Below are 26575 nucleotides of genomic sequence, written 5' to 3'. Positions count from 1 at the left end.
CGCCCGCGGCCCCTCACCCTGCCTCTCCCCAGCGGGGAGAGGAGCAAGGCGGGGTCAGGGACTGAGGCCGTAGACGGGCCTGCAGGCGGTGCGCAGCGCCTGCATCAGCAGCGTGGCGCCGGGCGATAGCTGCCGGTCGGTGCGGGTGATGAGGCCGAAGTCGTCCATGTGGCAGGGCATGTCCAGCGGCAGGATGCTCAGGATGCCGTGCCCCGCGTAGTAGCGCGCCACCTCGGTGGCCATGACGCACAGCATGTCGCTCTGCTGCAGCATGCGGGTGATGAAGAGCAGCGCCGCCGTCTCCACCACGTCGAAGGGCGGCGCCAGGCCGGCCTCCTGGAACATCAGGTCGAAACGGTGCCGCAGCACGCTGCCTGCGGGCGGCACGATCCAGGGCCGCGTGGCCACGTCGCCCAGCGTCAGCCCGGCTGCGCTCGACAGCGGATGCCCGGGCCGCGCCACCGCGCACACGGGCTCGCCCGTCAGCGGTTCGTAGCGCAGGTTCGACTTGTCGTCGTCGGCAAAGATGCGCGCCACCAGGATGTCCAGCCGGCCCTGGCGCAGGTAGTCGACCAGCACCGGGCTGGTCTCGATCTCCAGCACCACGCGCAGGCTGGGCTGCTCGCGCTTCACGGCCGCCACCGCCTGCGGCAGCAGCGCGAGACCGGGTGAGGTGATCGCGCCCACGCCCACCTGGCCGTAGCGGCCGGCCTTGAGCGACATCAGCTCCTCGTGCGCCTGGTTGAGGCTCGCCAGCGCCTGGCGGGCATGGCGGATCATGGTCTCGCCGTACCAGGTGGGCCGCATGCCTCGCGGCAGGCGCTCGAACAACGGCACCTCCAGCACGTCCTCCAGGTCCTTGAGCAACTTGCTGGCCGCGGGCTGCGTGATGTTGAGCGCGCGGGCGGCGGCGTGGATGTTGCCCTCGTCGGCCAGGGCCGTGAGCAGCAGCAACTGCCGCGTCTTGAGGCGGGCGCGCAGGAACCAGTGCGGGTTGGACGTCGAGGGGCTGGTCATCGAGGAAGGAATGGCGGTGTCGCCGACGGGCGGCGAGGGTTTGTGCGAATGCTCCTATTGATATCCATTCTCTTCAAAAAACCATTGGATGGATATTTTTTTGCTTCATACACTGCCCTCACGTTCGATGCGGTGCGGGTGCGCCGCACGGCGCCCACAACACCATCGATTCCTTCATCAGGAGACAACCCATGCGCCCCTCCCGTCGTCAGCTCGTCGCCCTGGCCGCCGGCCTGCCCCTCGCCATGGCGCTGCCCAGTGCCGCCTGGGCGCAGAAGAAGATCGTGCTCGGCTTCAGCCAGGTGGGCGCCGAAAGCGAATGGCGCACCGCCAATACGGAATCGATCAAGTCGGCCGCCAAGGACGCAGGCATCGAGCTCAAGTTCTCCGACGCGCAGCAGAAGCAGGAAAACCAGATCAAGGCCATCCGCGCCTTCATCGCGCAGAAGGTGGACGTGATCGCCTTCTCGCCGGTGGTCGAGACCGGCTGGGACAACGTGCTGCGCGAGGCCAAGGCCGCCAAGATCCCGGTGGTGCTGACGGACCGCGCCGTCAACACCAAGGACACCTCGCTCTACGTCACCTTCATGGGCTCCGACTTCGTCGAGGAAGGCCGCAAGGCCGGCCGCTGGCTGGTGGACAAGATGAAGGACCAGAAGGGCGAGGTGCGCATCGTTGAGCTGCAGGGCACCGTGGGCTCGGCACCGGCCATCGACCGCAAGAAGGGCTTCGAGGAAATCATCAAGGCCGATCCCAAGTTCAAGATCGTGCGCTCGCAGACCGGCGACTTCACCCGCGCCAAGGGCAAGGAGGTGATGGAAGCCTTCCTGAAGGCCGAGGGCAAGAACGGCATCAACGTGCTCTACGCGCACAACGACGACATGGCCATCGGCGCCATCCAGGCCATCGAGGAAGCGGGCCTGAAGCCGGCCAAGGACATCACCATCATCTCCATCGACGCCGTCAAGGGCGCCTTCGAGGCCATGATGGCCGGCAAGCTCAACGTGTCCGTCGAATGCTCACCGCTGCTGGGGCCGCAGCTGATGACGGCGGTGAACGACATCGTGGCCGGCAAGCCGGTGGCCAAGCGCATCGTGACGGAGGAAGGCATCTTCCCGATGGAAACCGCCGCTGCCGAGTTTCCAAAGCGGAAGTACTGAACAACCCCCATGCCGCTTCGCGGCTCCCCCTTCTCTCGCTTCGCGGGAAGGGGGCGCACCCAGCGGCCTGGCGGAGCCAGATCCGCGGGTGCCCTGGCAGGCGCTGCGAGCGCCCCGGCCCCTCACGCTGTCCAGTTCGAACAACACCACTCAGAGAGACAACCCATGCGCCGCGTCTTCATCCGTCACCTTCTTGCCGCAGCGGCTGCGCTGACGGCCTTCGGCCCGCTGGCCGCGCACGCCCAGGACAAGGGCCTGGTCGGCATCGCCATGCCCACCAAGTCCTCGGCACGATGGATCGCCGATGGCGACAACATGGTCAAGGTGCTGAAGGACCGGGGCTACAAGACCGACCTGCAGTACGCCGAGGACGACATCCCCAACCAGCTGGCGCAGATCGAGAACATGATCACCCGCGGCGCCAAGGTGCTGGTGATCGCCTCCATCGACGGCACCACGCTCGGCAAGGCGCTGCAGAACGCGGCCGACCGGGGCATCAAGGTCATCGCCTACGACCGGTTGATCCGCAACAGCAAGAACGTCGACTACTACGCCACCTTCGACAACTTCCAGGTCGGCGTGCTGCAGGCCAATTCCATCGTCGACAAGCTCGGCCTCAAGCAGGGCAAGGGCCCCTTCAACATCGAGCTGTTCGGCGGCTCGCCCGACGACAACAACGCCTTCTTCTTCTACGACGGGGCGTTGAGCGTGCTCAAGCCCTACATCGACAGTGGCAAGCTGGTGGTGCGCAGCAAGCAGATGGGCATGGACAAGGTGGGCACGCTGCGCTGGGACGGCGCGGTGGCGCAGGCCCGCATGGACAACCTGCTGTCGGCCTTCTACGGCAATGCGCGCGTCGATGCGGTGCTCTCGCCGTACGACGGGCTGTCCATCGGCATCCTCTCCTCGCTCAAGGGCGTGGGCTACTGCACCGCGCAGCAGCCCTGCCCCGTGGTGAGCGGGCAGGACGCGGAGGTGCCCTCGGTCAAGTCGATCCTGCGCGGCGAGCAGTCCTCTACCGTGTTCAAGGACACGCGCGAGCTGGCCAAGGTCACGGCCGACATGGTCGACGCCGTGGTCTCGGGCAAGCAGCCCCAGGTCAACGACACCAAGACCTACAACAACGGCGTCAAGGTGGTGCCGTCGTACCTGCTCAAGCCCGTGAGCGTGGACAAGAGCAACTGGGAACAGGTGCTCGTGGACAGCGGCTACTACAAGGCCGCGCAGTTCAAGTAAGGCTCAGCCGGCGCTCATGAACCGCGTCACCGCAAGCGCCCGCCGAAGCCCTTCTCCCCTTGTGGGAGAGGGAGCCCAACTGGCATGAGTCTTCTTCTGGAGATGCGCCACATCCGCAAGACCTTTCCCGGGGTCGTGGCCCTGGACCGGGTGGAGCTGGGTGTGCAGGCCGGGCAGATCCATGCCCTGGTGGGGGAGAACGGCGCCGGCAAGTCGACGCTGATGAAGGTACTCAGCGGCGTCTACCCGCACGGCGAGTACGAGGGCGACATCGTCTACGACGGCCAGGTGCAGCGCTTCGGCGGCATCCACGACAGCGAGCGCGCCGGCATCATCATCATCCACCAGGAGCTGGCGCTGGTGCCCATGCTCTCCATTGCCGAGAACCTGTTCCTGGGCAACGAGGTGGCGCGCGGCGGCGTCATCGACTGGACCGAGGCGCACCGCCGTACCCGTGCACTGCTGGCCAAGGTGGGCCTGCGGATGTCGCCCGAGACGCCGGTAGGCGACCTCGGCATCGGCCAGCAGCAGCTGGTGGAGATCGCCAAGGCGTTGGCCAAGCAGGTGCGCCTGCTGATCCTGGACGAGCCCACCGCCAGCCTCAACGAGAACGACAGCCAGGCCCTGCTGGACCTGCTGATGGAGCTGCGCGCGCAGGGCATCACCTGCATCCTGATCTCGCACAAGCTCAACGAGATCGCCCGCGTGGCCGACGCGGTGACCGTGCTGCGCGACGGCAGCAGCGTGCAGACCCTCGACTGCAGCGCCGGCCCGGCGGACGAGAACGAGGTCATCCGCGCCATGGTCGGCCGCGCCATGGCCGATCGCTACCCGCCGCGCACGCCGACGATCGGCGCCGTCGGCTTCGAGGTGAGCGGCTGGCAGGCGCACCATCCGCAGCGGCCCGAGCGGCCCTTCCTGCAGGACCTGAATCTGCATGTACGCCACGGCGAGGTGGTGGGCATCGCCGGCCTGATGGGCGCCGGCCGCACCGAGTTCGCCATGAGCGTGTTCGGCCGCAGCTGGGGCCAGCGCGTCGCCGGCACGGCGCGCATCGATGGCCGCGAGGTGGACGTCAGCACGGTGGGCAAGGCCATCGCCCAGGGCCTGGCCTATGTGACCGAGGACCGCAAGGGTGCCGGCCTGGTGCTGGACGAGAGCATCCGCTTCAACACCTCGCTCGCCCACCTGAAGGGCGTGTCCCGCGCCGGCGTGATCGACCCGCAGCAGGACACGGCCGTGGCCGAGCGCTTTCGCCGCGCCCTGCGCATCCGCACGCCCGACGTGCTGCAGAAGACGCTCAACCTCTCGGGCGGCAACCAGCAGAAGGTGGTGCTGGGCAAGTGGCTGTTCACCGAGCCCAGGGTGCTGATCCTCGACGAGCCCACGCGCGGCATCGACGTCGGCGCCAAGTACGAGATCTACGCGCTCATCGCCGAGCTGGCGGCCCAGGGCCGCTGCGTGATCGTCATTTCCTCCGAGATGCCCGAGCTGCTGGGCATCACCGACCGCATCTACGTGATGAACGAAGGCCGCTTCGTCGCCGAGATGCCCACGGCCGAGGCCACGCAGGAGCGGATCATGGGCGCCATCGTGCGCGGCCATGCCGCCGCACGCGCGCCCGCGGCCAAGACGGAAGCCCTTGCATGACCGACAACGCCGCATCCCTGCCCCGCGCCACCGCATCCGCGGCCGCGCCGGCACCTTCCACCGCCGCCTTCCTGCGCCACAACTTCCGCGAGTACGGCATGCTGGTGTGCCTGGTCGCGATCATGGTGCTGTTCCAGGTGCTGACCGACGGCACGCTGATGCAGCCGCTCAACCTCACCAACCTGGTGCTGCAGAACAGCTACATCGTCATCATGGCGCTGGGCATGCTGCTGGTGATCGTGGCGGGCCACATCGACCTGTCGGTGGGCTCGGTCAGCGGCTTCATCGGCGCGCTGGCCGCGGTGCTGATGGTCAACCACGACTGGCCGGTGATCCCGGCCGCGCTGGCCTGCCTGGTGGGCGGCGCGCTGATCGGGGCCGCGCAGGGCTGGTTCGTGGCCTATGCGCGCATCCCCTCCTTCATCGTCACGCTGGCCGGTATGCTGGTGTTCAAGGGCCTGGCGCTGGCGCTGCTGCAGGGCCAGTCGGTCGGGCCCTTTCCCGACAGCTTCCAGCGGCTGAGCTCGGGCTTCATCCCCGAAGCCTTCGGCAACCAGGGGCTGCGGCTGACCTCGCTGCTGCTGGGCGTGGCCATGGCGGCGGCCTTCGCCATTGCGGGCTGGCGCGCCCGGCAGCGCCAGCAGGCGCACGGCATCGGCGGCGAGCCGGCCGGCTTCTTCGCCGCCAAGACGCTGATCTTCGCGGGCCTGCTGATCGGCTTCGCCTGGATGATGGCCTCGTACCGCGGTCTGCCCAATGTGCTGGTGGTGATGGCGGTGCTGATCGTGCTGTTCGACTTCGTCACCCGCCGCACGGTGCTGGGCCGACGCGTGTATGCGCTCGGCGGCAACGAGAAGGCGGCGCGGCTGTCCGGCATCGACACCCGGCGCCTGAGCTTCTATGCCTTCGTCAACATGGGCGTGCTGGCGGCGCTGGCCGGGCTGGTGTTCGCGGCGCGGCTCAACACGGCCACGCCCAAGGCGGGCCTGGGCTTCGAGCTTGACGTGATCGCGGCCTGCTTCATCGGCGGCGCCTCGGCGTCGGGGGGCGTGGGCAAGGTCACGGGCGCGGTGATCGGTGCCTTCGTCATGGGCGTGATGAACAACGGCATGTCGATCATGGGCATCGGCATCGACTACCAGCAGGTGATCAAGGGGCTGGTGCTGCTGGCCGCCGTGTTCATCGACGTCTGGCACAAGAACCGCTGAAGCCATGGCTGCTGTCACTCCTTCCTCCACCGCACCGGTGCTCGAACTCACCGGCATCGGCAAGCGCTTCGGCAACGTGCCGGTGCTGCAGGACGTGCAGCTGCGCCTGTACCCCGGCGAGATCCACGCGCTGATGGGCCAGAACGGCGCGGGCAAGTCCACGCTGATCAAGGTGCTCACGGGCGTGTTTCCGGCCAACGAAGGGCGCATGGTGCTGGCAGGCGCGCCCATCGTGCCGACCTCGCCCGCGCAGGCGCAGGCACTGGGCATCAGCACCGTCTACCAGGAAGTGAACCTCTGCCCGAACCTCTCCGTGGCCGAGAACGTGTTCGCCGGCCGCTATCCGCGCCGCGGCCTGCTGCAGGGCCGGCGCATCGACTGGGCCGCGGTCAACGAGGGCGCGCGCACGCTGCTGGCGCGCGTGGGCTTGGACATCGACGTGACCCGGCTGCTGGCCAGCTATCCGGTGGCGGTGCAGCAGCTGGTCTCCATCGCCCGCGCGCTGGGCGTGGATGCGCGGGTGCTGATCCTGGACGAGCCCACCTCCAGCCTGGACGACGACGAGGTGCGCAAGCTCTTCGAGGTGATGCGCCGGCTGAGGGACGAAGGCCTGGCCATCGTCTTCGTCACCCACTTCATGAACCAGGTGTATGCCGTGTCGGACCGCATCACCGTGCTGCGCAACGGCCGCTTCGTGGGCGAATGGCCGACGGCCGAACTGCCGGCGCCGGCGCTGATCTCGGCCATGGTGGGCCGCGAGCTGGCCGCCGCGCAGGGCCAGTCTGCCGCCCTGCCGCCGGCCGCCGTGGGCGAGACGCCGCTGCTCAAGGCCGAGGGCCTGGGCCAGAAGACCCAGCTGCATCCCATCGACCTGCAGGTGCGCGCGGGCGAGGTGGTGGGCCTGGCCGGCCTTCTGGGCGCGGGCCGCACCGAGCTGGCCCGCCTGCTCTTCGGCCTGGAGCCGGCGGACAGCGGCACGCTGTGGATCGACGGCCAGGCGCAGCGCTTTGGCAGCCCGACCCAAGCCATCGCCGCCGGCCTGGCGCTGTGCCCCGAGGAGCGCAAGACCGACGGCATCGTCGCCGAGCTGTCGGTGCGCGAGAACATTGCCCTGGCCCTGCAGGCCCGGCGCGGCGCGCTGCATTTCATTCCCCATGCCGAGCAGGTGCGCATGGCCGAGCATTACGTCGCGGCGCTGGGCATCAAGACGGCCAGCATCGACACACCCATCGGCCTGCTCTCGGGCGGCAACCAGCAGAAGGCGGTCATCGCCCGCTGGCTGGCCACCGCGCCGCGCCTCTTGATCCTCGACGAGCCCACGCGCGGAATCGACGTGGCGGCCAAGCAGGAAATCATGGAGCAGATCCTCCAGCTCGCGAAGGCGGGCATGGCGGTGCTGTTCATCTCTTCCGAGATCAGCGAGGTGGTGCGCGTGGCCCACCGCATCGTCGTGCTGCGCGACCGCACGAAGGTGGGCGAGCTGCCCGCCGGCAGCAGCGAGGACGACGTGTACGAACTCATCGCCGCGGAGCCGGCGCACTGACATGCCTCCTTCCCTCCTCTCACGACTGATGCAGCACCGCCTTGCCTGGCCGCTGCTCACGCTGGCACTGCTGCTGGCCGTCAACGCCGGCTTCAACCCGGGCTTCCTGCACCTGGAATGGCGCGACGGCCACCTCTACGGCAGCCTGGTCGACATCCTCAACCGCGCGGCGCCGCTGGTGGTGGTGTCGCTGGGCATGACGCTGGTGATCGCCACGCGCGGCATCGACATCTCGGTGGGCGCGGTGGTGGCCATCTGCGCGGCCGTGGCTGCCTGGCTGATCGGCGGCGCGGTCGACGGCCAGAGCGCGCGCTTCGGCCTGACGCTCGCCGTGGCCGGCGCCCTGGGCGTCGCCTTGCTCTGTGGGCTGTGGAACGGCCTGCTGGTGGGCGCCATCGGCATGCAGCCCATCATCGCGACGCTGATCCTGATGGTGGCCGGCCGCGGCCTGGCGCAGCTCATCACCGACGGGCAGATCCTGACCATCTACTACAAGCCCTTCTTCTTCATCGGCGGCGGCTACCTCTTCGGCCTGCCCTTCTCTGTCTACGTGGCGGCGGCGGTGCTGGCGCTGCTGGGCCTGGCCTGCACCCGCACGGCCCTGGGCCTGTTCATACAGGCCGTGGGCATCAACCCGACGGCGGCGCGGGTGGCGGGCGTGAAGGCACGCCGGCTGATCATCGGCTGCTATGCGGTGTGCGGGCTGTGCGCCGGCATCGCGGGGCTGCTGATCAGCTCCAACGTCAAGAGCGCGGACGGCAACAACGCTGGCCAGCTGATGGAGCTGGACGCCATCCTGGCCGTGACGCTGGGCGGCACGCTGCTCACCGGCGGGCGCTTCAGCCTGGTGGGCAGCGCCATCGGCGCGCTCATCATCCAGACGCTGACCTATGCCATCTACTCGCTGGGCGTGCCGCCCGAGATCAACCTGGTGGTCAAGGCGGCCGTGGTGTTCGTCGTGATGCTTCTGCAGTCCGCCGAGTTCCGCGCCATGCTGCGCACCCTGGCCGTGCGGCCCGCGCCGCGGGAGCAACTGCGATGAGCGCCGTGTTGCCCACTGCCCGCGTCGCCGACAAGACGAGCCCCACGGCGCCGGCACGCCCGCGCCGCCGGCTGGACCCCAAGTACCTGCCCCTGACCGCCACCATCTCGCTCTTCGCGGCCGTGGTGCTGGCCGGCTCGCTGCGCTACGACGGCTTCTTCTCGCTGCAGGTCTTTTTGAACCTGCTGATCGACAACAGCTTCCTGCTGGTGGTGGCGGTGGGCATGACCTTCGTCATCCTCACCGGCGGCATCGACCTGTCGGTGGGCTCCGTGATCGCCTTCTCGACCATGGTGCTGGCCACGCTGGTGGAGCGGCACGGCTGGAGCCCCGCGCCCGCCATCGCCGTGGTGCTGGTGATGGGCACCGCCTTCGGCAGCTTCATGGGCCTCTTGATCGAGCGATTCCGGCTGCAGCCCTTCATCGTCACGCTGGCCGGCATGTTCCTGGCGCGCGGGCTGTGCTACCTGATCAGCATCGACTCGATCAGCATCACGAGCGAGGCCTACACCGAGCTTGCGCAGTTGCGGGTGCCTTTCTTAGCGGAGACCTCGCTGTCGCTGGGCGCCGTGATCGGTGTGGTCGTTCTGCTGGTGGCGATGTACGTGGCCCACTGCACGCCCTTCGGCCGCACGGTGTACGCCATCGGCGGCAACGAGCATTCGGCCCACCTCATGGGGCTGCCGGTGCGCCGAACGCTGGTGGGCGTGTATGCCCTGTCGGGCCTGTGCTCGGCGCTGGCCGGCGTGCTCTTCACCTTCTACATGCTCTCGGGCTACGGCCTGCATGCCGTGGGACTGGAGCTGGACGCCATCGCCGCTGTGGTGATCGGCGGCACGCTGCTCAGCGGCGGCGTGGGCTACGTGGCCGGCACGCTGTTCGGCGTGCTGATGCTGGGCGTGATCCAGACCCTCATCGCCTTCGACGGCACCCTGAGTTCATGGTGGACGCGCATCGTCGTCGGCCTGCTGCTCTTTGCCTTCTGCCTGCTGCAGCGCGTGGTGTCGCTGCGTGCCGGCCGCCGCTGAATCCCCTCCTCTTCGAACGTCGCCTCCGTCCTTCTGAAAGCCACCATGTCCGACTCAACCCCCAAGAAGAAGCTGCGCTCCACCGAGTGGTTCGGCCACAACGACAAGAACGGCTTCATGTACCGCAGCTGGATGAAGAACCAGGGCTTCCCCGACCACGAATTCGACGGCCGCCCCGTGATCGGCATCTGCAACACCTGGTCGGAGCTGACGCCCTGCAACGCGCACTTCCGCAAGATCGCCGAGCATGTGCGGCGCGGCGTGTACGAGGCGGGCGGCTTTCCGGTGGAGTTCCCGGTGTTCTCCAACGGCGAGTCCAACCTGCGACCCACCGCCATGCTCACCCGCAACCTGGCGGCCATGGACGTGGAAGAGGCCATCCGCGGCAACCCCATCGACGCCGTGGTGCTGCTGGCCGGCTGCGACAAGACCACGCCCGCGCTGCTGATGGGCGCGGCCAGCTGCGACGTGCCGGCCATCGTGGTCTCGGGCGGGCCCATGCTCAACGGCAAGCTCGACGGCAAGAACATCGGCTCGGGCACCTCGGTGTGGCAGTTGCACGAATCGCTCAAGGCGGGCGAGATCGACCTGCACAAGTTCCTCTCGGCCGAAGCCGGCATGTCGCGCTCGGCGGGCACTTGCAACACCATGGGCACCGCCTCGACCATGGCCTGCATGGCCGAGTCGCTGGGCGTCACGCTGCCGCACAACGCGGCCATTCCGGCGGTGGACGCACGGCGCTACGTGCTGGCGCACCTGTCCGGCCAGCGCATCGTGCAGATGGCCAGGGACGACCTCAAGCTCTCCCAGATCCTCACCCGCCAGGCCTTCGAGAACGCCATCCGCACCAACGCGGCCATCGGCGGCTCGACCAACGCGGTGATCCACCTCAAGGCCATCGCCGGGCGCATCGGCGTGGACCTGGAGCTGGAGGACTGGACGCGGGTCGGCCAGGGCATGCCCACGCTGGTGGACCTGATGCCTTCGGGCCGCTTTCTGATGGAGGAGTTCTACTACGCCGGCGGCCTGCCCGGCGTACTGCGCCGCATGGGCGAGGCGGGGCTGCTGCCGCATCCCGAGGCCCTGACCGTGAACGGCCACAGCCTGTGGGACAACGTGCGCGAGGCGGCCATCCACGACCCCGAAGTCATCCGCCCGCTGGACAAGCCGCTCATCAGCGACGGCAGCATCCGCATCCTGCGCGGCAACCTGTCACCCCGCGGCGCGGTGCTCAAGCCCTCGGCCGCCACGCCGGCCCTGCTCAAGCACCGTGGCCGCGCCGTGGTGTTCGAGAACCTCGAGCATTACAAGGAGCGCATCGTCGACGAAGACCTGGACGTCGACGCCGACTCCGTGCTGGTGCTCAAGAACTGCGGCCCGCGCGGCTATCCCGGCATGGCCGAGGTGGGCAACATGGGCCTGCCCCCGAAGCTGCTGCGCCAGGGCATCAAGGACATGGTGCGCATCTCGGACGCCCGCATGAGCGGCACTGCCTACGGCACCGTGGTGCTGCACGTGGCCCCCGAGGCCGCGGCCGGTGGGCCCCTGGCCATGGTGCGCGATGGCGACTGGATCGAGCTGGACAGCGACGCCGGCCGGCTGCACCTGGACATCTCCGACGAGGAATACGCGAGCCGCATGGCCGACGTGCAGAAAAGCCTGACGCCCCCCGGCGGCGGCTACCGCAAGCTCTATGTGGAGCATGTGCTGCAGGCCGACGAGGGCTGCGATCTGGACTTCCTGGTGGGCTGCCGCGGTGCGGCCGTGCCGCGCCATTCGCACTGAGCCCGCCCTGCCCTTTTTCCACACGCCAAGACGCACAGACCGCCCCATGGCCCATCCCGCCACCCCGTACCGCGGCATCTTCCCGGTGGTGCCCACCACCTTCACCGAGAGCGGCGAGCTCGACCTGCCCAGCCAGAAGCGCGCGCTCGACTTCATGATCGACGCCGGTGTGGATGGTCTGGCCATCCTCGCCAACTTCTCGGAGCAGTTCTCGCTGTCGGACCAGGAGCGCGAGGTGCTCACCCGCACGGCCCTGGAGCATGTGGCCGGCCGCGTGCCGGTGATCGTCACCACCTCGCACTACGCCACGCGCATCTGCGCCGAGCGCAGCCGTCGCGCGCAGGACATGGGCGCCGCCATGGTGATGGTGATGCCGCCCTACCACGGCGCCACCTTCCGCGTGCCCGAGGCGCAGATCCAGGCCTTCTACCAGCAGGTGTCGGACGCCATCGACATCCCCATCATGGTCCAGGACGCGCCGGCCAGCGGCACGGTGCTGAGCCCGACCTTCCTGGCCCGCATGGCGCGCGAGATCGACCATGTGTCGTACTTCAAGATGGAGACCGCCGGCGCCGCCAACAAGCTGCGCGAGCTGATCCAGCTCGGCGGCGACGCCATCGAAGGCCCGTGGGACGGCGAGGAGGCCATCACGCTGCTGGCCGACCTGCATGCCGGCGCCACCGGCGCCATGACCGGTGGCGGCTTCCCTGACGGCATCCGCCCCATCCTGGAGGCGCATCGCCGCGGGGACATGGACGGCGCCTTCGCGCTCTATCAGCGCTGGCTGCCCCTGATCAACCACGAGAACCGCCAGGCCGGCATGCTGGCCGCCAAGGCACTGATGAAGGAAGGCGGCGTGATCACCTGCGAGGCGCCCCGGCACCCCCTGCCGCCCATGCACCCGGCCACGCGCCGCGAGCTGATCGACATCGCGCGACGGCTCGATCCGCTGGTGCTGCGCTGGGGGCGGTGAGGGTTCGGGCGTGAAAGGCGCCGGACCACCGAGGCTAGTGGTAGTCCTGCTCCAGCTGATGCCGCACGGCCAGGATCACGACCGTGGTGGCATCAGCGATTTCGTAGAGAAGCACATAGCCACTGGCCCCAAAGGGAACGATCAGCTCGCGACGCAGCCCCCCGCCTTGGGCCGCCTTGCGGTAGATGAAAGGCGTCCGGGACAGGTGCAGTTGCGCAGCCGCTTCGACCGCCGCGATGGCGCGCTCTGCCAGATCGAGGTCCGCCGCCGTCTCAGCCCGATCGATCAGGTATTCGAAGAGTCTCAGCAAGTCCGCGCGGGCCTGCGGCGCAAACACCACGGCAAAGGTCATCGCGCTTTGGCTCGGCCAGCCCCCAACTCCTTGCGCTTGCTTTCCAGACGCTGACGCATCTCGCCGATGACCTCATCGGCAGGATGCGCCACACCCGTGCGCGAATACGCCTGCCAGGCTGCCTCCCCCCGCGCGTAGAACTCCGCCTGGGCGCGCCGGTATGCCACGGCACTGCGGACGCTGTCTTCGATGAAGCCGGACAGGGACTCGCCCTCGCGAAGCATGGATTCCAGGTCGGCGCGAAGTTCGGGATCGACGCGCACCTGCGGAAGGATGGCTGACTTCATCCGAAAATTGTGCTGCAAATGCGTTGCAGCGGCAAGTCCGCGCGGCCCATTCGATGGCAGCAGACTTCGGCAGACCGGCGTAGCGACAGGCATCCGCTGGTGCATCGCTTGGGGGCGCTGAGCCGCGCCCCATCCGGCAGCCTCAGCCGCGCAGCAGGCGCCGCAGCAGCTTGCCGGTGCCCGTGGCGGGCAGCGCGTCCAGCAGCTCCAGCTGGCGCGGCACCTTGTAGTGGGACATGTTCTCGCGCGCCCAGGCCAGCAGCGCGTCCCGGTCGAAGGGGTCGCCGGCAGCAGCCGACGGCACCACGAAGGCCTTCACCACCTCGCCCTTGTCGGCGTCGGGCACGCCGATGACAGCCACCTGCGCGACCTGGGGATGCAGGATCAGGATCGACTCCACCTCTTCCGGGAAGACGCTGTAGCCCGACACCTTGATCATCTCCTTGACACGGCCGATGAAGCTGAGATAACCCTGCGCGTCCAGCCTGCCGATGTCGCCGGTGTGCACCCAGCCGTCCTGGAGCACCTCGGCCGTGGCTTCGGGCCGGTTCCAGTAGCCATGGAACACGCCCTGGCTGCGCACCACGATCTGCCCGCTCTCGCCCACCGGCACCGGCTGGCCCGCCTCGTCCAGGATGCGCAGCTCCACGCCCGGGCCCGGCACGCCGTTGGTGCCCCAGCGCACCGCATCGCGGGGCATCAGCACGTCGTTGGTGTGGGTCTCCGACAGGCCATAGCCCGCCTCGTACACCAGGCAGTCGTTGGCGAAGGCGCTCCAGCGTTCGGCCAGCTCCTGGGTCAGCTTGATGCCGAAGCTGGTGGCCATGGTGGTCTTCAGGCTCGACAGGTCGAACTCGGCCGCGCCGGGCGCCTTCATCGTGGCCTCGAGCATGGGTGCCATGGCGTACCACCAAGTGACGCGGAAGCGCTGGATGCTCTGCAGCACCGCAACCGGATCCATACGGTTGAGCAGCACGATGGTGGCGCCGGTGTAGGCCAGCAGTGTGACGCCGCAGATCATGCCGGCGATGTGATAGACCGGCGCGACCGCCAGCATCGTGTCCTCGGCGCGGATGCCGAACATCTGCGCGCCCACGGCCGTCTTGTAGAGCGCGTTGCGGTAGCTCAGCATCGCGCCCTTGGGCATGCCGGTGGTGCCCGACGTGTAGGTCATCAATGCCACGTCGTCCATCGAGAGCACGGGCCGCGGCGGCTGTGGATGGGCGTCGGCCACGGCCTCGCCGAAGTCGACCACGCCGTCGGGCAGCGGCAGGCGGGCGAGCAGCTCTGGCGGCACCTGCACCGGCGGATCCGGCGGCAACAGGTCCGCATAGCGCACTGCATACACATGCGGCACCGCCACCCGGTCGCGCACCGACATCACGATGGGCAGCAGATGGTCGGCCGCCACGATGGCCTTGGCGCCCAGGTCGCCGACCTGGTAGGCGAACTCATGCGCCTTGAACATCGGGCTGCAGGGGCTGACGATGGCGCCCAGCTTCTGGATGCCGAAATGGGCCACCAGGTACTGCGGGCAGTTCTGCAGGAAGAGCGCCACCCGGTCGCCCGGCCCGACGCCCACGTCGTGCAGCGTCTGCGCGAAGGCATCACTCATGCGGTCGAGCTCGGCATAGCTCAACGCCCGCCCGTACCAGACGATGGCCGCCTTGTCGGGCTGGTGGCGCGCGTGGGCACGCAGGTATTCATGCAGCGGCTGCTCGCCGAGCGGATAGTCGATGGGGGTTGGGCTCATGAGGGTGTCAGCTTTCCATAGCGATGTCGCGCCACACGCGAGGCATGAAGCCGGCGCCGTTTTTCTGATCGAAGGGCCGCGGAGCAGGCCATGCCAGTGAACCCGCGGAACGGGCTTGGCCCGGCCGCCGGGTGCGCCCCTGGAGGGGGATTGGACTTCCACACGCAGTGAGGAAGTCCAAACGGGGTGGTTTCATCTCAGAGGCCGAGCACATGCTTGGCCATGATGTTCTTCTGCACTTCGGTGCTGCCGCCGTAGATGGTCATGGCCCGGCAGAACTGGTAGCTCGCCACCGGGCCCAGCGCATGCTCGGGCCCCAGCAGCGGCGTGTCGCCATCGCCGAACAGCCAGTCGGGCTGGAAGCGCTGCGCGTCGGGCCCGCTGGCCATCACCCGCAACTCGGTGATGCGTTGCGCGATCTCGGTGCCGCGGATCTTGATGAAGGACGAGGTGCCCGGCGCCGCCGCCTGACCGGCCTGGGCATCGGAGAGCAGGCGCAGCAGCCCGATCTCCAGCGCCTTGAACTGGGCCTCCACCTGCGCAAGCTCACGCGCGAAGGCGGGCTCGTCGATCAGTCGCCGGCCGCCGCAGCCCACCTCGGCGGCCACCTCGCGCAGGCGCGCCAGCTCCTGGGTGATGAAACGCAGGTTCGCGTTCTCCACCCGCTCGTGGGCGAGCAGGAACTTGGCGTAGGTCCACCCGCGGTCGACCTCGCCGATGAGGTTCTCGCGCGGCACGCGCACATCGTCGAAGAAGACCGCGTTGAGGTAGTGCCGGCCGTCCATCATGCGGATCGGCTGCACCTGCACGCCCGGCGTCTTCATGTCGATCAGCAGGAAGGAAATGCCCGCCTGCTTCGGCCCTTCGGTGCTGGTGCGCACCAGGCAGAACATCCAGTCGGCGAAGTGCGCGTACGAGGTCCAGATCTTCTGGCCGTTCACGAGAAAGTGGTCGCCCCGGTCGACCGCCTGCGTCTTGAGGGCGGCCAGGTCCGAGCCGGCACCCGGCTCCGAATAACCCTGGCACCACCACACCGACGAGTCGCGGATGGCAGGCAGGTGCTTCGCCTTCTGCGCCTCAGTGCCGAAGGTATAGATCACCGGCCCGACCATCGCCGGGCCGAAGACCTGCAGCTCGGGGCAATGCATCTCGCCGGCCACGCGGTTGAAGATCAGCGTGTGCAGGGCCGTCCAGTCCAGGCCGCCCTGGGCCCCCGGCCACGCCCCGGTAAACCAGCCCCGCCGGGCCAGGATCTGCTGCCAGCGCATGAAGTCGTCGCGTGCGAGGGTGCGGTCCAGCCGCACCTTCTCTCGGATGTCCGGCGGCAGTTCGGCGGCGATGAAGGCGCGCACCTCGGCTTCGAAGGCGCGGTTCTGGTCGCTCAGGCTGAGGTCCATCGTGCGCGCCTCACTGCGCCATGTAGCGCTCGGCATGCCAGTCGGCATCGCCAAAGCCGAGGCGGATCATCGACAGGCGCTTGAAGTAGTGGCCCACGGCCAGTTCCTCGGTCACCCCCATCGCCCCGTGCATCTGCACCGCCTCCTGCCCGACCAGCCGGGCCGTGCGGTCGATCTCCATCTTGGCGGCCGACAGCGCGCGGCGGCGCGCCGGGGCGTCGGCCTCGCGCAGCATCAGCGCGGCATACAGCGCCATGGAGCGGGCCTCGTCCAGCGCGATGGTCATGTCGACCATGCGGTGCTGCAGCGCCTGGTTGGTTCCGATGGGCCGGCCGAACTGCTGCCGGGTCTTGAGGTAGTCGAGCGTGGTGTCCACCAGCACCGCCATGGCACCGACCGCTTCGGCGGCGAGCGCCGCGATGCCGTGGTCGACCACCCGCTCCAGCGCATCGCCCACCTCCGTGCCCTCGGCCGGCACCAGCCGGCGCGATGCGTCCACCGTCACGCCGTCCAGGCGCAGGTCGGCCGCGCGCTGGCCGTCGTGCATGGCATAGGCCATGCGCGACAGGCCCGGCGCATCCGCATCCACCACGAAGGCCTGCAGCCCGGCACGCTCCCCGGGCGCGCCGGCACTGCGGGCGATCACCACCAGGGCCTCGGCGCAGTCGCCGCCGTAGACCAGGGTCTTGGTGCCATCCAGGCGCCAGACGCCGCCTTCCTGGCGTGCCGTCGCGGCGATGTGGAAAGGGTCGTAGCGCGAGGCCGGCTCGGCATAGGCCAGGGCCAGGCGTAGCTCGCCCGCCATCATGGGCTGCAGCCACTCCGCCTTCTGCGCCTCGCTGCCGATCAGGCTGAGCAGGCCGCCGCCCAGCACCACGCTGGCCAGGTAGGGCTCCAGCAGCAGGCCGCGGCCCACGCCTTCCATGACGATGCCGGTGTCCACCGCGTCGCCGCCGATGCCGCCGTCGTCCTCGGAGAAGGGAATGGCGAGCCAGCCAAAGTCGGCATAGCGGCGCCAGCAGTCGGCGTCATGGCCCAGTTCGCTGGCGGCCACGCGCCGTCGGTGGCTGAAGTCGTAGGCCTCGCGCACGAAGCGCTCCACGCTCTCGCGCAGCTGTTGTTGTTCGGGGGTGTATTGCAGGTCCATGGTCGGTATCGCTCGGCAGTCACAGCGCCAGGTAGCGCTGCTGGATCTCGGGATGGCGGTCGAAGGCGGCCCAGTCGCCTTCGAAGACGAGGCGGCCCGTGTCGATGACGTAGACGTGGTCGGTGCAGCGGCGGGCGAACCAGATGTTCTGCTCGCACAGCAGCAGGGCCACGCCGTTGTCCGTGCAGCTGCGCACCAGGTCGTGGGCCATCTCTTCCACGATGATGGGCGCCAGGCCCTCGGTAGGTTCGTCCAGCAGCAGCAGGCGCGGATGGGCGGCCATGGCCCGGGCCACCGCGAGCAGCTGCTGCTGGCCGCCACTGAGCTGGCCGCCATGACGCTGCAGCAGGCTGGCCAGCATGGGAAAGCGGCGCACGATCTCCTCCACCGGCACGGCGGGCCGGCCCGGGCCGGCGCCATACCGGGCCATGGCGATGTTCTCGGCCACGGTCAGGTGGGTGAAGATGCGGCGGTCCTCGGGCACGAGGGACAGGCCCAGGCGGGTGCGCCGGTGCGTGGGCAGGGTGGCCAGGTCCTGCCCGTCGAAGCGCACCGTGCCGCGCACGCGCGGGCCGGCGTTCATGACGCTCTTGAGCAGCGTCGACTTGCCGGCGCCGTTGCGGCCCAGCAGCGCCACGCGCTGGCCGGCCGCCACCGACAGCCGCAGGCCGAAGAGGATGTGGCTGTCGCCATAGAAGGCGTCGAGTTCACGCACATCAAGCATGGACCATCTCCTTGCCGAGGTAGACCTCGCGCACGCGCGGGTCGGCGCGCACCGCCTCGACGCTGCCGGTGGACACCACCTCGCCGTAGTTCATCACCATGATCCGGTCGGCCAGGCCGAAGACCACGTCCATGTCGTGTTCGGTCATCACCACCGTGATGCCGCGCTCGCGCTGCATGCGGGCGATGAGCGCGGCCACGTCGGCACGGTCGCTGGGCGACATGCCGGCCGTGGGCTCGTCCAGCATGAGGATGGCGGGACGGCCCGCCAGCGCGATGGCGAACTCCAGCCGCTTCTTGTCGCCATGCGACAGGAAGCGCGCGCCCTGCTGCGCATGCCCTGCGAGGCGCAGATCGGCCAGCAGCGCCATCGCTTCGTCCCGGATGTCGGGCGACGGCGCGCAGCGCCGCCACGAGCCGAGCGGCTCGCCGGTATGGCGGCGGCGCGCCTCGATGGCCACCACCACGTTGTCCAGCACGTTGAAGTCCGCGAACACCCGCGCCACCTGGAAAGTGCGGCCGAAGCCGCGGCGCACCCGCTCGTGCGCCGGCAGCCGCGTGACGTCCTCGCCCTTGAAGCGGATGCTGCCGCCGTTGCTGGCGACCTCGCCGGTCATCACGCGGAACATGGTGGTCTTGCCCGCGCCGTTGGGTCCGATGATGGCGAACACCTGGCCCGGCTCCACCGCCAGGCTGACGCCGCGCAGCACTTCGATGGGGCCGTAGTTCTTGCGCACCTGGCTCACCTCCAGCAATGCGGTGCTCATGGCGTGCCCCCTGCGCGCAGCGGCCGGGCCGAGGCGATGGGCGGCGGTGGCGCATCGGCCGGGGTGGCCGGACGGGCGCGCCCGCCCCACAGCCGCAGTTCCAGACTGCGCCACAGACCCACGGCCCCGTTCGGCGCCAGCAGGATGATCGCCAGCAGGCCGCAGCCCACGATCAACTCCGACAGCCCCACCAGGGTGCGCGTGGCATAGGCGATGGCGGCAAAGAGCCCGGCACCCACCACCGGGCCCCAGAAGGAGCTGACCCCGCCCAGCAGCGTGTTGAGCATCGGCTGGGCCGAGGCGAGCCAGTGCACCTCTTCCACCGTCACGATGCGCGACCAGGGCGCATACAGGCAGCCGGCCACCGCGGCCACGGCGCCGGAGATGACGAAGGCGGCCAGCCGGTAGCTGGCCACCGGCGTGCCCATGAACGCCGCGCGCTCCGGATCCTGCCGGATGGTCTGCAGCGTGCGGCCGAAGCGGCTGTGCAGCAGCCACCACAGCAGCCCGGTGATCAGCACGCAGGTCGCCAGCAGGAAGAGGTAGTAGGCGTTGGAGCTGCCCAGGTCCACGCGCAGCAGCAGCAGGTCGAGCACCGGCCGGGGAATGTCGGTGATGCCGTCCTCCCGCCCCAGGAAGGCACTGAAGCCGATGACCAGGCGAAGCGCCTCGGCCAGGGCCACGGTCAGCACCGCCAGGAACACCCCGCTCATGCGCCGCAGCGCCAGCACGCCGACCAGCCAGGCCGCCGCCGCGCCCAGCAACGCCGCGCCGCCCATCACGAGCAGGAAGGGCACGCCGGCCACGTGCCGCAGCGCGAGCGCCGTGAGGTAGGCGCCGATGGCGAAGAAGCCCGCATGGCCGAAGGAGACCAGGCCGGTGTAGCCGAACAGGATGTTCCACGACAGCGCGAACACCACCTGGATCAGCACCGTGCCCACCACATAGAGCGGGCCGGCGCCCACCCACCAGGGCAGCGTCGCCAGCAGCAGCACCAGCGCCGTGCCCAGCGCCTGCCAGACCGGGCGCGGCACCTGCGGGCGGTGCAGGCTGCCACCGCCGCCGGCCTCGTGGTGGCCAGCGTCCTGGCTGCCCACCGCCGGGAACAGGCCGCTGGGCTTGCACAGCAGGAAGACCGCCAGCACCACGTACACCGCCAGGCCCGGCACCTGCGGCAGCAGCACCGTGTTCAAGCTCTGCACCAGCCCCAGCACCAGCGAGCCGATGAAGGCACCGCGGATGTTGCCGAGCCCGCCGATGATGACGGCGAAGAAGGCATACATGAGGTAGGAGTCGCCCAGTCCCGTCGACAGGCTCTGGTTGGGCAGCAGCAACCCGCCCGCCAGGCCGGCGAGCATGAAGCTGGCCATGACGCTGAGCGCCACCCCGAAGGACACGTTCAGGCCCAGCACGCCCGACATCCACGGATCGGCCGCCAGCGCCTGCATGAGCTTGCCGAACCACATGCGGTGGATGGCGATCTCCAGCAGCACATAGATCACCAGGCCCGCGCCGATCACGAAGATCTGGTAGGCCGAGAAGAACAGCCCGAAGGGGTTGAGCGGCTGGTCCAGCCCCGGCGGCGGGTTGACGGAGAAGAAGTCCACCCCCCACACCAGCTTGGTGACGCCGGTGCACACCATCATGAGCGCGAAGGTGGCGATCAGCACGTAGTGCGGATCGACATGGCGCAGCCGCCGCAGCACCAGCCGGTCGGTGACCAGCCCCAGCACCGCCACCACCACGCCGCCCGCCAGGGCCGCCAGCAGGAACATGCCCAGCGACTGCACGTCGCGGCCCATGACCGAATAGGCCGTGTAGGCGCCGATCATGAAGAAGCCGCCCTGCGCCATGTTGAGCAGCCGCAGCAGCCCGAAGATGAGCGTCAGCCCGGCCGCCACCAGGAAGATGGCCATGCCGAAGGCGGCGGCGTTGAAGAAGGCGAAGAGGATCTCGTTGGCCATCGCGTCAGGCCTCGTACTTGCGGCCAGGCGACGGCGGCTCGACGATCTCGGCCTCGTCCAGGCGGATCACCTGCTCCAGGCCATAGCCGGGCGCCGCCTCGCGCGCGCCGATCTTCGCGAAGTAGGCATAGCCGATGCCCTGGTGGTCCTCCTTGCGGATGCGGTAGGGGCCCGCCGCCGTGTCGAAAGCCAGGCCCTCCAGCGCTGGGATCACGGCCTCGGTCTCGGTGCTGCCCGCCTTCTTCACCGCATTGAACAGCGCCAGCGCCGAGCGGTGCGAGGCCTGCACGATGCCCGGCACATGGGGTGTGCCGGTGACCTTGACGATGTACTCGGACAACTGGCGGCTGAGCGGGTACTGGCTCTTGAAGGGCTCCAGCTCGGGCGCCCAGAAGCTCACACCCCAGAGGTTCTGCGGCGTGGAGCGGCCCATGGCCTTGGCGATCATCAGCTCGGTGCCGGCCTCGCCGATCACCTTGAAGCGGCGGTCCATACCGACGGCCCGGCCCTGCTGCAGCAGGCTCACGCAGGGCGCGGCCGTCAGGCCCACGAAGAGCCCCTCGGCGCCCGAATTCATCAGGCTGTTGATCTCGACCTTGTAGTCCGCCTTGTTGAGCGAGGCATACACCGGCTCCAGCACCTTGGGCGCCGTGCCGCCGGCCTTGGCGGCCCGCTCCACGCCCAGGCGGAAATAGCGCGCCATGTCGCGGCCGTTCTCGCTGTCGGGCAGGATCAGCGCCCAGCTGCCCACCTGCGGGAACTTGGTCGCCAGCATGTTGCCGATGCCACCGAAGAGCATCAGCGCGTTGGACGCCACGCGGAAGAAGTGGCGGCTGAAGTTCTCGTGCGTGACCGACATCACCGTCGGCGCTGGCGCGGCCACCACCGCCTTAAGCTCCGCCAGGATGGGCGCGATGGCCAGCGCCATGGGCGACTGGCCCGCACCCACCGACAGGTTGACACCCTCGCCCGCCAGCTCGCGCACAGCCGCCACAGCACCCGCGCTGGTGAACTTGTCGTCGCGCACGACGATCTCGATCTGGCGACCGAGCAGGCCGCCCTGGTCGTTCCATTGCATCTGGGCGGCGCGGATGCCGGCCAGCCAGTTGGCACCGGCCTCGGCGCCGATGCCGCTCATCGGCAGCATGGCACCGATGCGCACCGGCCCGGGCTGGGCGCGCACCCACGGCGCCGCCGTCGCGGCCAGCACGGCGCCTGCACCGGCGGCCTGGATCAGGGTTCTGCGTTGCAAGGACATGGTGCTGCTCCTCACATCGACAGCGGCTTGCCCGGGCTCGGCGGCTCGGCCACGTCGGCCTCGCGGTACGCGATGGCATCGACGATGCCGTAGCCGGGGTCGGCCTCGCGGGCGCCCACCTGGGCGATGTAGGCCTCGCCCAGCCCTTGGTGGTCTTCCTTGCGGATGTGGTATCGGCCCACCGCGGTGTCGAACTCCAGGCCTTCGAGCGCTGCGATGACGGCGTCGGTGTCGGTGCCGCCGGCCTTCTCGATGCCGTTGAACAGCGCCAGCGCGCAGCGGTGGCTGGACTGCACGATGCTCGGCGGATTGCGGTCGCCGGTGAGCTTGACGTAGTCCTCGTACAGCGCCTTGCTCATCGCATGGCGGCGGCCGGCCTCGGTGCCCGGCACCCAGTAGCTGATGCTCCAGAGGTTGGCCGGCGTGGACTTCTGCATCGCCTTGGCGATCATCAGTTCGGTGCCGGCATCGCCGATCACCTTGAACTTGCGGTCCATGCCCACGGCCCGGCCCTGCTGCAGCAGGCTGATGCAGGGCGCCGCGGTGAGGCCGACGAACAGCCCCTGCGAGGGCGCGTTCATCAGGCTGTTGATCTCCACCTTGTAGTCGGCCTTGTTGAGGCTGGCGAAGACGGGGTCGAGCACCTTGACCGTGCGGCCGGCCTTCTGCGCGGCGCGCTGCACACCGACGCTGAAGAAGCGCGCCATGTCGCGGCCGTTCTCGCTGTCGGGCACGATGCAGGACCAGGTCTGCACTTCCTTGAAGCGGTCGGTCAGCATGTTGCCGATGCCGGCGAAGGCGATGTAGGCGTTCCAGGACAGGCGGAAGAAGTTGCGCTGGAAGCCCTCGTGCGTGAGCGACATGACGGTGGGGCACGGCGCCACCATCAGCGCCTTGAGCTCGGGCAGGATGGGCGCGGTCGCCAGCGCCATCGGCGACTGCGAGCCGCCGATGAGCAGGTTGACGCCACTGCCTGCCAGCTCGCGCGCGGCGGCCACGGCGCCGGCACTGGTGAACTTGTCGTCGCGCACCACCAGTTCCACCTGCCGCTTGAGCACGCCGCCCTTGGCGTTCCACTGGGCCACGGCCACGCGCGCCCCGGCCAGCCACGCGGCGCCCGCCTCCGCGCCGATGCCGCTCATCGGCAGCATCAGCCCGATGCGAACGGGGCCACCCTGGGCCCGCGCGGGACGCGCGCCGACGCTGCCGAGGACGGCAGCCGCCGCAGTCGCCTGAAGGAAATGGCGTCGATCGGTCTTCATCGCATGTCTCCAGTTCCGCCTTGGATCGGCGTATTTGTTATAACAGATTTGCGATGGTGTTCGTGCAGGCGAGCGCTGTCACCGGCATTAACCCCTAAGGGTCGCCTGCGACAGGCGAAGCAAAGCCACGGCGCTCGGCCGCGAAGGACATGCCGGGAGGGGGAAGACGCCCTCAGCGGGCGTAGCAGCGCAGCATCACCGAGCGCAGCCAGCGGTTGGCGGCGTCGTTGTCTGCGCTGGCATGCCAGTACAGGTAGGCGTCCATGGAGGACAGCGGCGCCGGCATGGGCAGCACCTGGTTGCCGAAGGTTTTGTTGACCATGTGGGCGTAGCTCTCGGGCATGGTGAGCACCAGGTCGGTCTGCGACACGGTGCGGCAGGCCGCGAAGTAATACTGGCAGCGCAGCGCCACCTGCCGCTGCATGCCCAGGCGGCGCAGCTCGATGTCCTCGAAGCCGGGGCCCTGCCGCCGCGTGGTGACCAGCACGTGCCGCTGCGCCAGGTAGGTGTCGATGTCCACGCTGCCCTGGATGGCCGGATGGCCCTGCCGCGCCACCACCGCCGCACCGTCGACCGTGATGCGGGTGAACTTGACGGCATCCGACAGCGGCAGCAACACGTCGACGGCGAGGTCGAGCGTGCCGGCCGCCAGCTCGCCCTCGAGCGTGCGGCGGCTCGCACGCACGCTGGCCACCTCCACGCCCGGCGCCTCGCGCTCCAGCGTGCGCATCAGCGGCGGCATCACGGTCGACTCCATGAAGTCGCGCAACCCGATCACGAAGCGCTTGGTGCTGGTGGCGGGCTCGAAGCTCTGGGTGTCGTTGAGCAGCGAGCCCAGCGACTGCAGCGAGCCGCGCAGCGGATCGATGATGCGCTTGGTCAGCGCGGTGGGCACCATGCGGTGGCCTTGGCGCTCGAAGAGAGGATCGTTGAACAGGTCGCGCAGCCGTGCCAGGGCGTGGCTGATCGCCGGCTGGGTCAGATGCAGCTTGTCGGCGGCCTTGGTGATGCCGCCCTCCGTGTAGATCGTGTCCAGCACGACCAGCAGGTTGAGATCGACCCTCGAAATATGCATGGACTGTATCGGCGGGCATGCCGCGCTTTCATTGGGCAGCGCGGGCCGGGGCGCTTAGCCTTGGCGGCCCCCGATGATGCCCGCAAGCGGGGCGCCCTGCATGCCTTCCGGAGACAGCCCCTTGCCCCAGACCGACACCTCTGCCGACACCACCGCGGTGCGACCCGGCCACCGCCTGGACGAGCAGGCCCTGCGCGAATGGTGGATCGACCACGTCGACGGCAGCGCCCGGCAGCGCTTCGCCCTTGCCCAGTTCAAGGGCGGCCAGTCCAATCCCACCTTCCTGGTGGAGACGTCCGGCGGTCGCTACGTGCTGCGGCGCAAGCCCGCCGGCACGCTGCTGCCCTCGGCCCATGCGGTGGACCGCGAGTTCCGCGTCATGCAGGCGCTGGCCGGCAGCGAGGTGCCCGTGCCGCGGGTGCATGCGCTGTGCACCGATGCGGCGGTGATCGGCACCATGTTCTACGTGATGGACTGCGTGCCCGGCCGCATCCTCTGGGACCCGCACCTGCCGGGCATGGCCGAGAGCGAACGCGTCGCGGTCTACGACGACATGAACCGCACCATCGCGGCACTGCACGAGGTGGATGTGGCCGCGGTCGGTCTGGCCGACTACGGACGCACGGGTGGCTACATCGCCCGGCAGATCGACCGCTGGAGCCGCCAGTACCGCGCCAGCGAGACGGAGCCCATCGAGGCGATGGAGCAGCTGATCGACTGGCTGCCCCGGCATCAACCCGCCGACACCGGCACGCGGCTGGTGCATGGCGACTTCCGGCTGGACAACCTGATGTTCGCGCAGGACGCGCCGCGCGTCGTGGCGGTGCTGGACTGGGAGCTGTCGACGCTGGGTGACCCCATGGTCGACTTCGCCTACCACTGCATGGTCTGGCGCTTGCCGCCGCAGGTGCGCGGCCTCGGCGACCTGGATGCGGCGCGATTGGAGGCCGCCGGCATTCCGACGGTCACCGCCTACCTCGCGCGCTACCTGCAACGCCGCGCCCTGCCCCCGGTCGATCCCCGGACCTGGCGCTTCTACGAGGCCTTCAACCTGTTCCGCGCCGCCGCCATCGCCCAGGGCATCATGGGTCGCGCCCTGGCCGGCAATGCGGCCAGCAGCGAAGCCCTGCAGGCCGGTCGCCAGGCCCGGCAGCTCGCCGAGCTCGGCTGGCGCTGCGTGGGCCAAAACCACTGACCCTCCGCGCATGGATGCCACCCGCACCGCGCCCCGACTTCGCTTCGCGCGCCTGCGCATGTCCGACGCGGCCCTGGCTCGCGCGCTCTTCGCCGACCTGCTGGGCTGGTCGATGTCCGAGGCCCGGGGCCGGCGGCTCTTCCGCGGCCCCGGTCTGCAGGTGGAGGTAAGCACGGCGCCCGCGGCTGACGGCCGGCCGGGCGCGGCAGGCCCCGATCTGCTCGGCTGGCAGGTGCCCGACCTGCTGGACTGGCAGCGGCACTGCCATCGCCAGGGCCTGAGCGTCGCGGACGAGCGACTGCTCGGTCCCGACAGCGCGCTTCAGCTGGCCGCCGAGGACACCGGCGGCTGTGTGCTGGAGTTCAGCGAGCGGCACGGCCTGCCGGGCATGCCGGGCTCTCCCACGGCCGTGGCACCCGCCTGCCCGCACGCCCGACCACTGGCCGCCATCGACCTGCGCGTGCGCGCGCCAGAACGGGTGGCCGCCCACTGGAGCCGGCTGCTGGCCCTGCCGATGGTGCGGCAGGAGGGTCTGCCCGGTGTGGCCACCCCGTGCGGCACGCTGCGCTTCATGCCAGCGGCTGAGCATGCCGACGCCGGTATCGAAGGACTGGGAATGCGGTCCGAGGAAGCAAGCGCCCTGCAGACGTGGACACGCGCGCTGCGGCTCGCCCCCCCGCCGGCCGGCCCGTGGAGGATCGGTGGCCTGACGCTGCGGTGTGCCTGAGGGCGGCAGGCCGCCCGCGCGCACGC

Annotated in this window: 23 protein-coding genes; 11 read left to right on the top strand and 12 right to left on the bottom strand. The window is 69.4% G+C overall.

Annotation, left to right across the window (positions count from 1 at the left end; genetic code table 11):
• Positions 1-54: 54 nt before the first annotated feature.
• Positions 55-1017, bottom strand: coding sequence for a LysR family transcriptional regulator (locus tag ABIC63_RS14890; protein WP_114803636.1), 963 nt, complete (start codon positions 1015-1017; stop codon positions 55-57).
• 191 nt (positions 1018-1208) lie between these two features.
• On the opposite strand from ABIC63_RS14890, the gene ABIC63_RS14885 reads away from it, so the two are divergent.
• The 9 genes from ABIC63_RS14885 (at position 1209) to ABIC63_RS14845 (ending at position 12642) form a co-directional block, all read left to right on the top strand.
• Complete coding sequence (locus tag ABIC63_RS14885) at positions 1209-2177, top strand: ABC transporter substrate-binding protein (protein ID WP_354320334.1); 969 nt, start codon at positions 1209-1211, stop codon at positions 2175-2177.
• A gap of 165 nt (positions 2178-2342) precedes the next feature.
• Positions 2343-3413, top strand: a complete 1071-nt coding sequence (chvE, locus tag ABIC63_RS14880; RefSeq protein ID WP_354320333.1) for a multiple monosaccharide ABC transporter substrate-binding protein — start codon at positions 2343-2345, stop codon at positions 3411-3413.
• Positions 3414-3497: 84 nt separating this feature from the next.
• Positions 3498-5063 (top strand): multiple monosaccharide ABC transporter ATP-binding protein, encoded by a 1566-nt coding sequence (gene mmsA / locus ABIC63_RS14875; RefSeq protein WP_354320332.1) that lies wholly within the window; start codon positions 3498-3500, stop codon positions 5061-5063.
• Entirely contained in the window at positions 5060-6271 is a 1212-nt protein-coding gene (gene mmsB, locus ABIC63_RS14870) for a multiple monosaccharide ABC transporter permease (RefSeq protein ID WP_354320331.1), read from the top strand. The genes mmsA and mmsB overlap by 4 nt, the downstream gene beginning before the upstream one ends.
• Before the next feature lie 4 nt (positions 6272-6275).
• On the top strand, positions 6276-7814 hold the full coding sequence (locus tag ABIC63_RS14865) for a sugar ABC transporter ATP-binding protein (protein ID WP_354320330.1): 1539 nt from the start codon (positions 6276-6278) through the stop codon (positions 7812-7814).
• 1 nt (position 7815) lies between these two features.
• Positions 7816-8856: an ABC transporter permease gene (locus ABIC63_RS14860; RefSeq protein WP_354320329.1), complete on the top strand. Its 1041-nt coding sequence runs from the start codon at positions 7816-7818 to the stop codon at positions 8854-8856.
• On the top strand, positions 8853-9884 hold the full coding sequence (yjfF, locus tag ABIC63_RS14855; RefSeq protein WP_354320328.1) for a galactofuranose ABC transporter, permease protein YjfF: 1032 nt from the start codon (positions 8853-8855) through the stop codon (positions 9882-9884). The genes ABIC63_RS14860 and yjfF overlap by 4 nt, the downstream gene beginning before the upstream one ends.
• A gap of 45 nt (positions 9885-9929) precedes the next feature.
• Complete coding sequence (locus tag ABIC63_RS14850) at positions 9930-11669, top strand: IlvD/Edd family dehydratase (RefSeq protein ID WP_354320327.1); 1740 nt, start codon at positions 9930-9932, stop codon at positions 11667-11669.
• Positions 11670-11715: 46 nt separating this feature from the next.
• On the top strand, positions 11716-12642 hold the full coding sequence (locus ABIC63_RS14845) for a dihydrodipicolinate synthase family protein (protein WP_294371218.1): 927 nt from the start codon (positions 11716-11718) through the stop codon (positions 12640-12642).
• A gap of 34 nt (positions 12643-12676) precedes the next feature.
• Here the strand turns inward: ABIC63_RS14845 and ABIC63_RS14840 are convergent, their stop codons facing one another.
• The 11 genes from ABIC63_RS14840 to ABIC63_RS14790 form a co-directional block, all read right to left on the bottom strand.
• Complete coding sequence (locus tag ABIC63_RS14840) at positions 12677-12994, bottom strand: type II toxin-antitoxin system RelE/ParE family toxin (RefSeq protein WP_354320326.1); 318 nt, start codon at positions 12992-12994, stop codon at positions 12677-12679.
• Positions 12991-13281 (bottom strand): YlcI/YnfO family protein, encoded by a 291-nt coding sequence (locus ABIC63_RS14835; protein ID WP_017760970.1) that lies wholly within the window; start codon positions 13279-13281, stop codon positions 12991-12993. Before ABIC63_RS14835 ends, ABIC63_RS14840 begins: the two co-directional genes overlap by 4 nt.
• A 142-nt stretch (positions 13282-13423) precedes the next feature.
• Positions 13424-15034: an AMP-binding protein gene (locus ABIC63_RS14830; protein WP_354320325.1), complete on the bottom strand. Its 1611-nt coding sequence runs from the start codon at positions 15032-15034 to the stop codon at positions 13424-13426.
• 197 nt (positions 15035-15231) lie between these two features.
• Positions 15232-16431 carry an acyl-CoA dehydrogenase family protein gene (locus tag ABIC63_RS14825; RefSeq protein WP_354320324.1) on the bottom strand — a complete coding sequence of 400 codons (1200 nt, stop codon included), beginning with the start codon at positions 16429-16431 and terminating at the stop codon, positions 15232-15234.
• Positions 16432-16441: 10 nt separating this feature from the next.
• On the bottom strand, positions 16442-17578 hold the full coding sequence (locus ABIC63_RS14820) for an acyl-CoA dehydrogenase family protein (protein ID WP_354320323.1): 1137 nt from the start codon (positions 17576-17578) through the stop codon (positions 16442-16444).
• Between the two features lie 19 nt (positions 17579-17597).
• A complete protein-coding gene (locus ABIC63_RS14815) occupies positions 17598-18302 on the bottom strand; it encodes an ABC transporter ATP-binding protein (protein WP_354320322.1) in 705 nt (234 codons plus the stop codon).
• Positions 18295-19068, bottom strand: coding sequence for an ABC transporter ATP-binding protein (locus tag ABIC63_RS14810; protein ID WP_354320321.1), 774 nt, complete (start codon positions 19066-19068; stop codon positions 18295-18297). The genes ABIC63_RS14815 and ABIC63_RS14810 overlap by 8 nt, the downstream gene beginning before the upstream one ends.
• Complete coding sequence (locus tag ABIC63_RS14805; protein ID WP_354320320.1) at positions 19065-21032, bottom strand: ABC transporter permease; 1968 nt, start codon at positions 21030-21032, stop codon at positions 19065-19067. The genes ABIC63_RS14810 and ABIC63_RS14805 overlap by 4 nt, the downstream gene beginning before the upstream one ends.
• Positions 21033-21036: 4 nt before the next feature.
• Positions 21037-22290, bottom strand: coding sequence for an ABC transporter substrate-binding protein (locus tag ABIC63_RS14800; protein ID WP_354320319.1), 1254 nt, complete (start codon positions 22288-22290; stop codon positions 21037-21039).
• A gap of 11 nt (positions 22291-22301) precedes the next feature.
• A complete protein-coding gene (locus ABIC63_RS14795; protein WP_294371243.1) occupies positions 22302-23552 on the bottom strand; it encodes an ABC transporter substrate-binding protein in 1251 nt (416 codons plus the stop codon).
• A 172-nt stretch (positions 23553-23724) separates the two neighbouring features.
• On the bottom strand, positions 23725-24627 hold the full coding sequence (locus ABIC63_RS14790) for a LysR family transcriptional regulator (RefSeq protein ID WP_354320318.1): 903 nt from the start codon (positions 24625-24627) through the stop codon (positions 23725-23727).
• Between the two features lie 100 nt (positions 24628-24727).
• Here ABIC63_RS14790 and ABIC63_RS14785 point away from each other — a divergent pair, with 100 nt between their 5' ends.
• Both ABIC63_RS14785 and ABIC63_RS14780 read left to right on the top strand, forming a co-directional pair.
• A complete protein-coding gene (locus ABIC63_RS14785; RefSeq protein ID WP_502935878.1) occupies positions 24728-25822 on the top strand; it encodes a phosphotransferase in 1095 nt (364 codons plus the stop codon).
• A 10-nt stretch (positions 25823-25832) separates the two neighbouring features.
• Positions 25833-26549, top strand: a complete 717-nt coding sequence (locus tag ABIC63_RS14780; RefSeq protein WP_354320316.1) for a VOC family protein — start codon at positions 25833-25835, stop codon at positions 26547-26549.
• Positions 26550-26575 lie beyond the last annotated feature (26 nt).

Source organism: Pseudacidovorax sp. 1753 (genome assembly GCF_040544975.1).
Taxonomy (GTDB): Bacteria; Pseudomonadota; Gammaproteobacteria; order Burkholderiales; family Burkholderiaceae_C; genus Xenophilus.
Note: the sequence above shows the minus strand (reverse complement) of the source record. Positions and strands in the feature narration are given on the sequence as shown.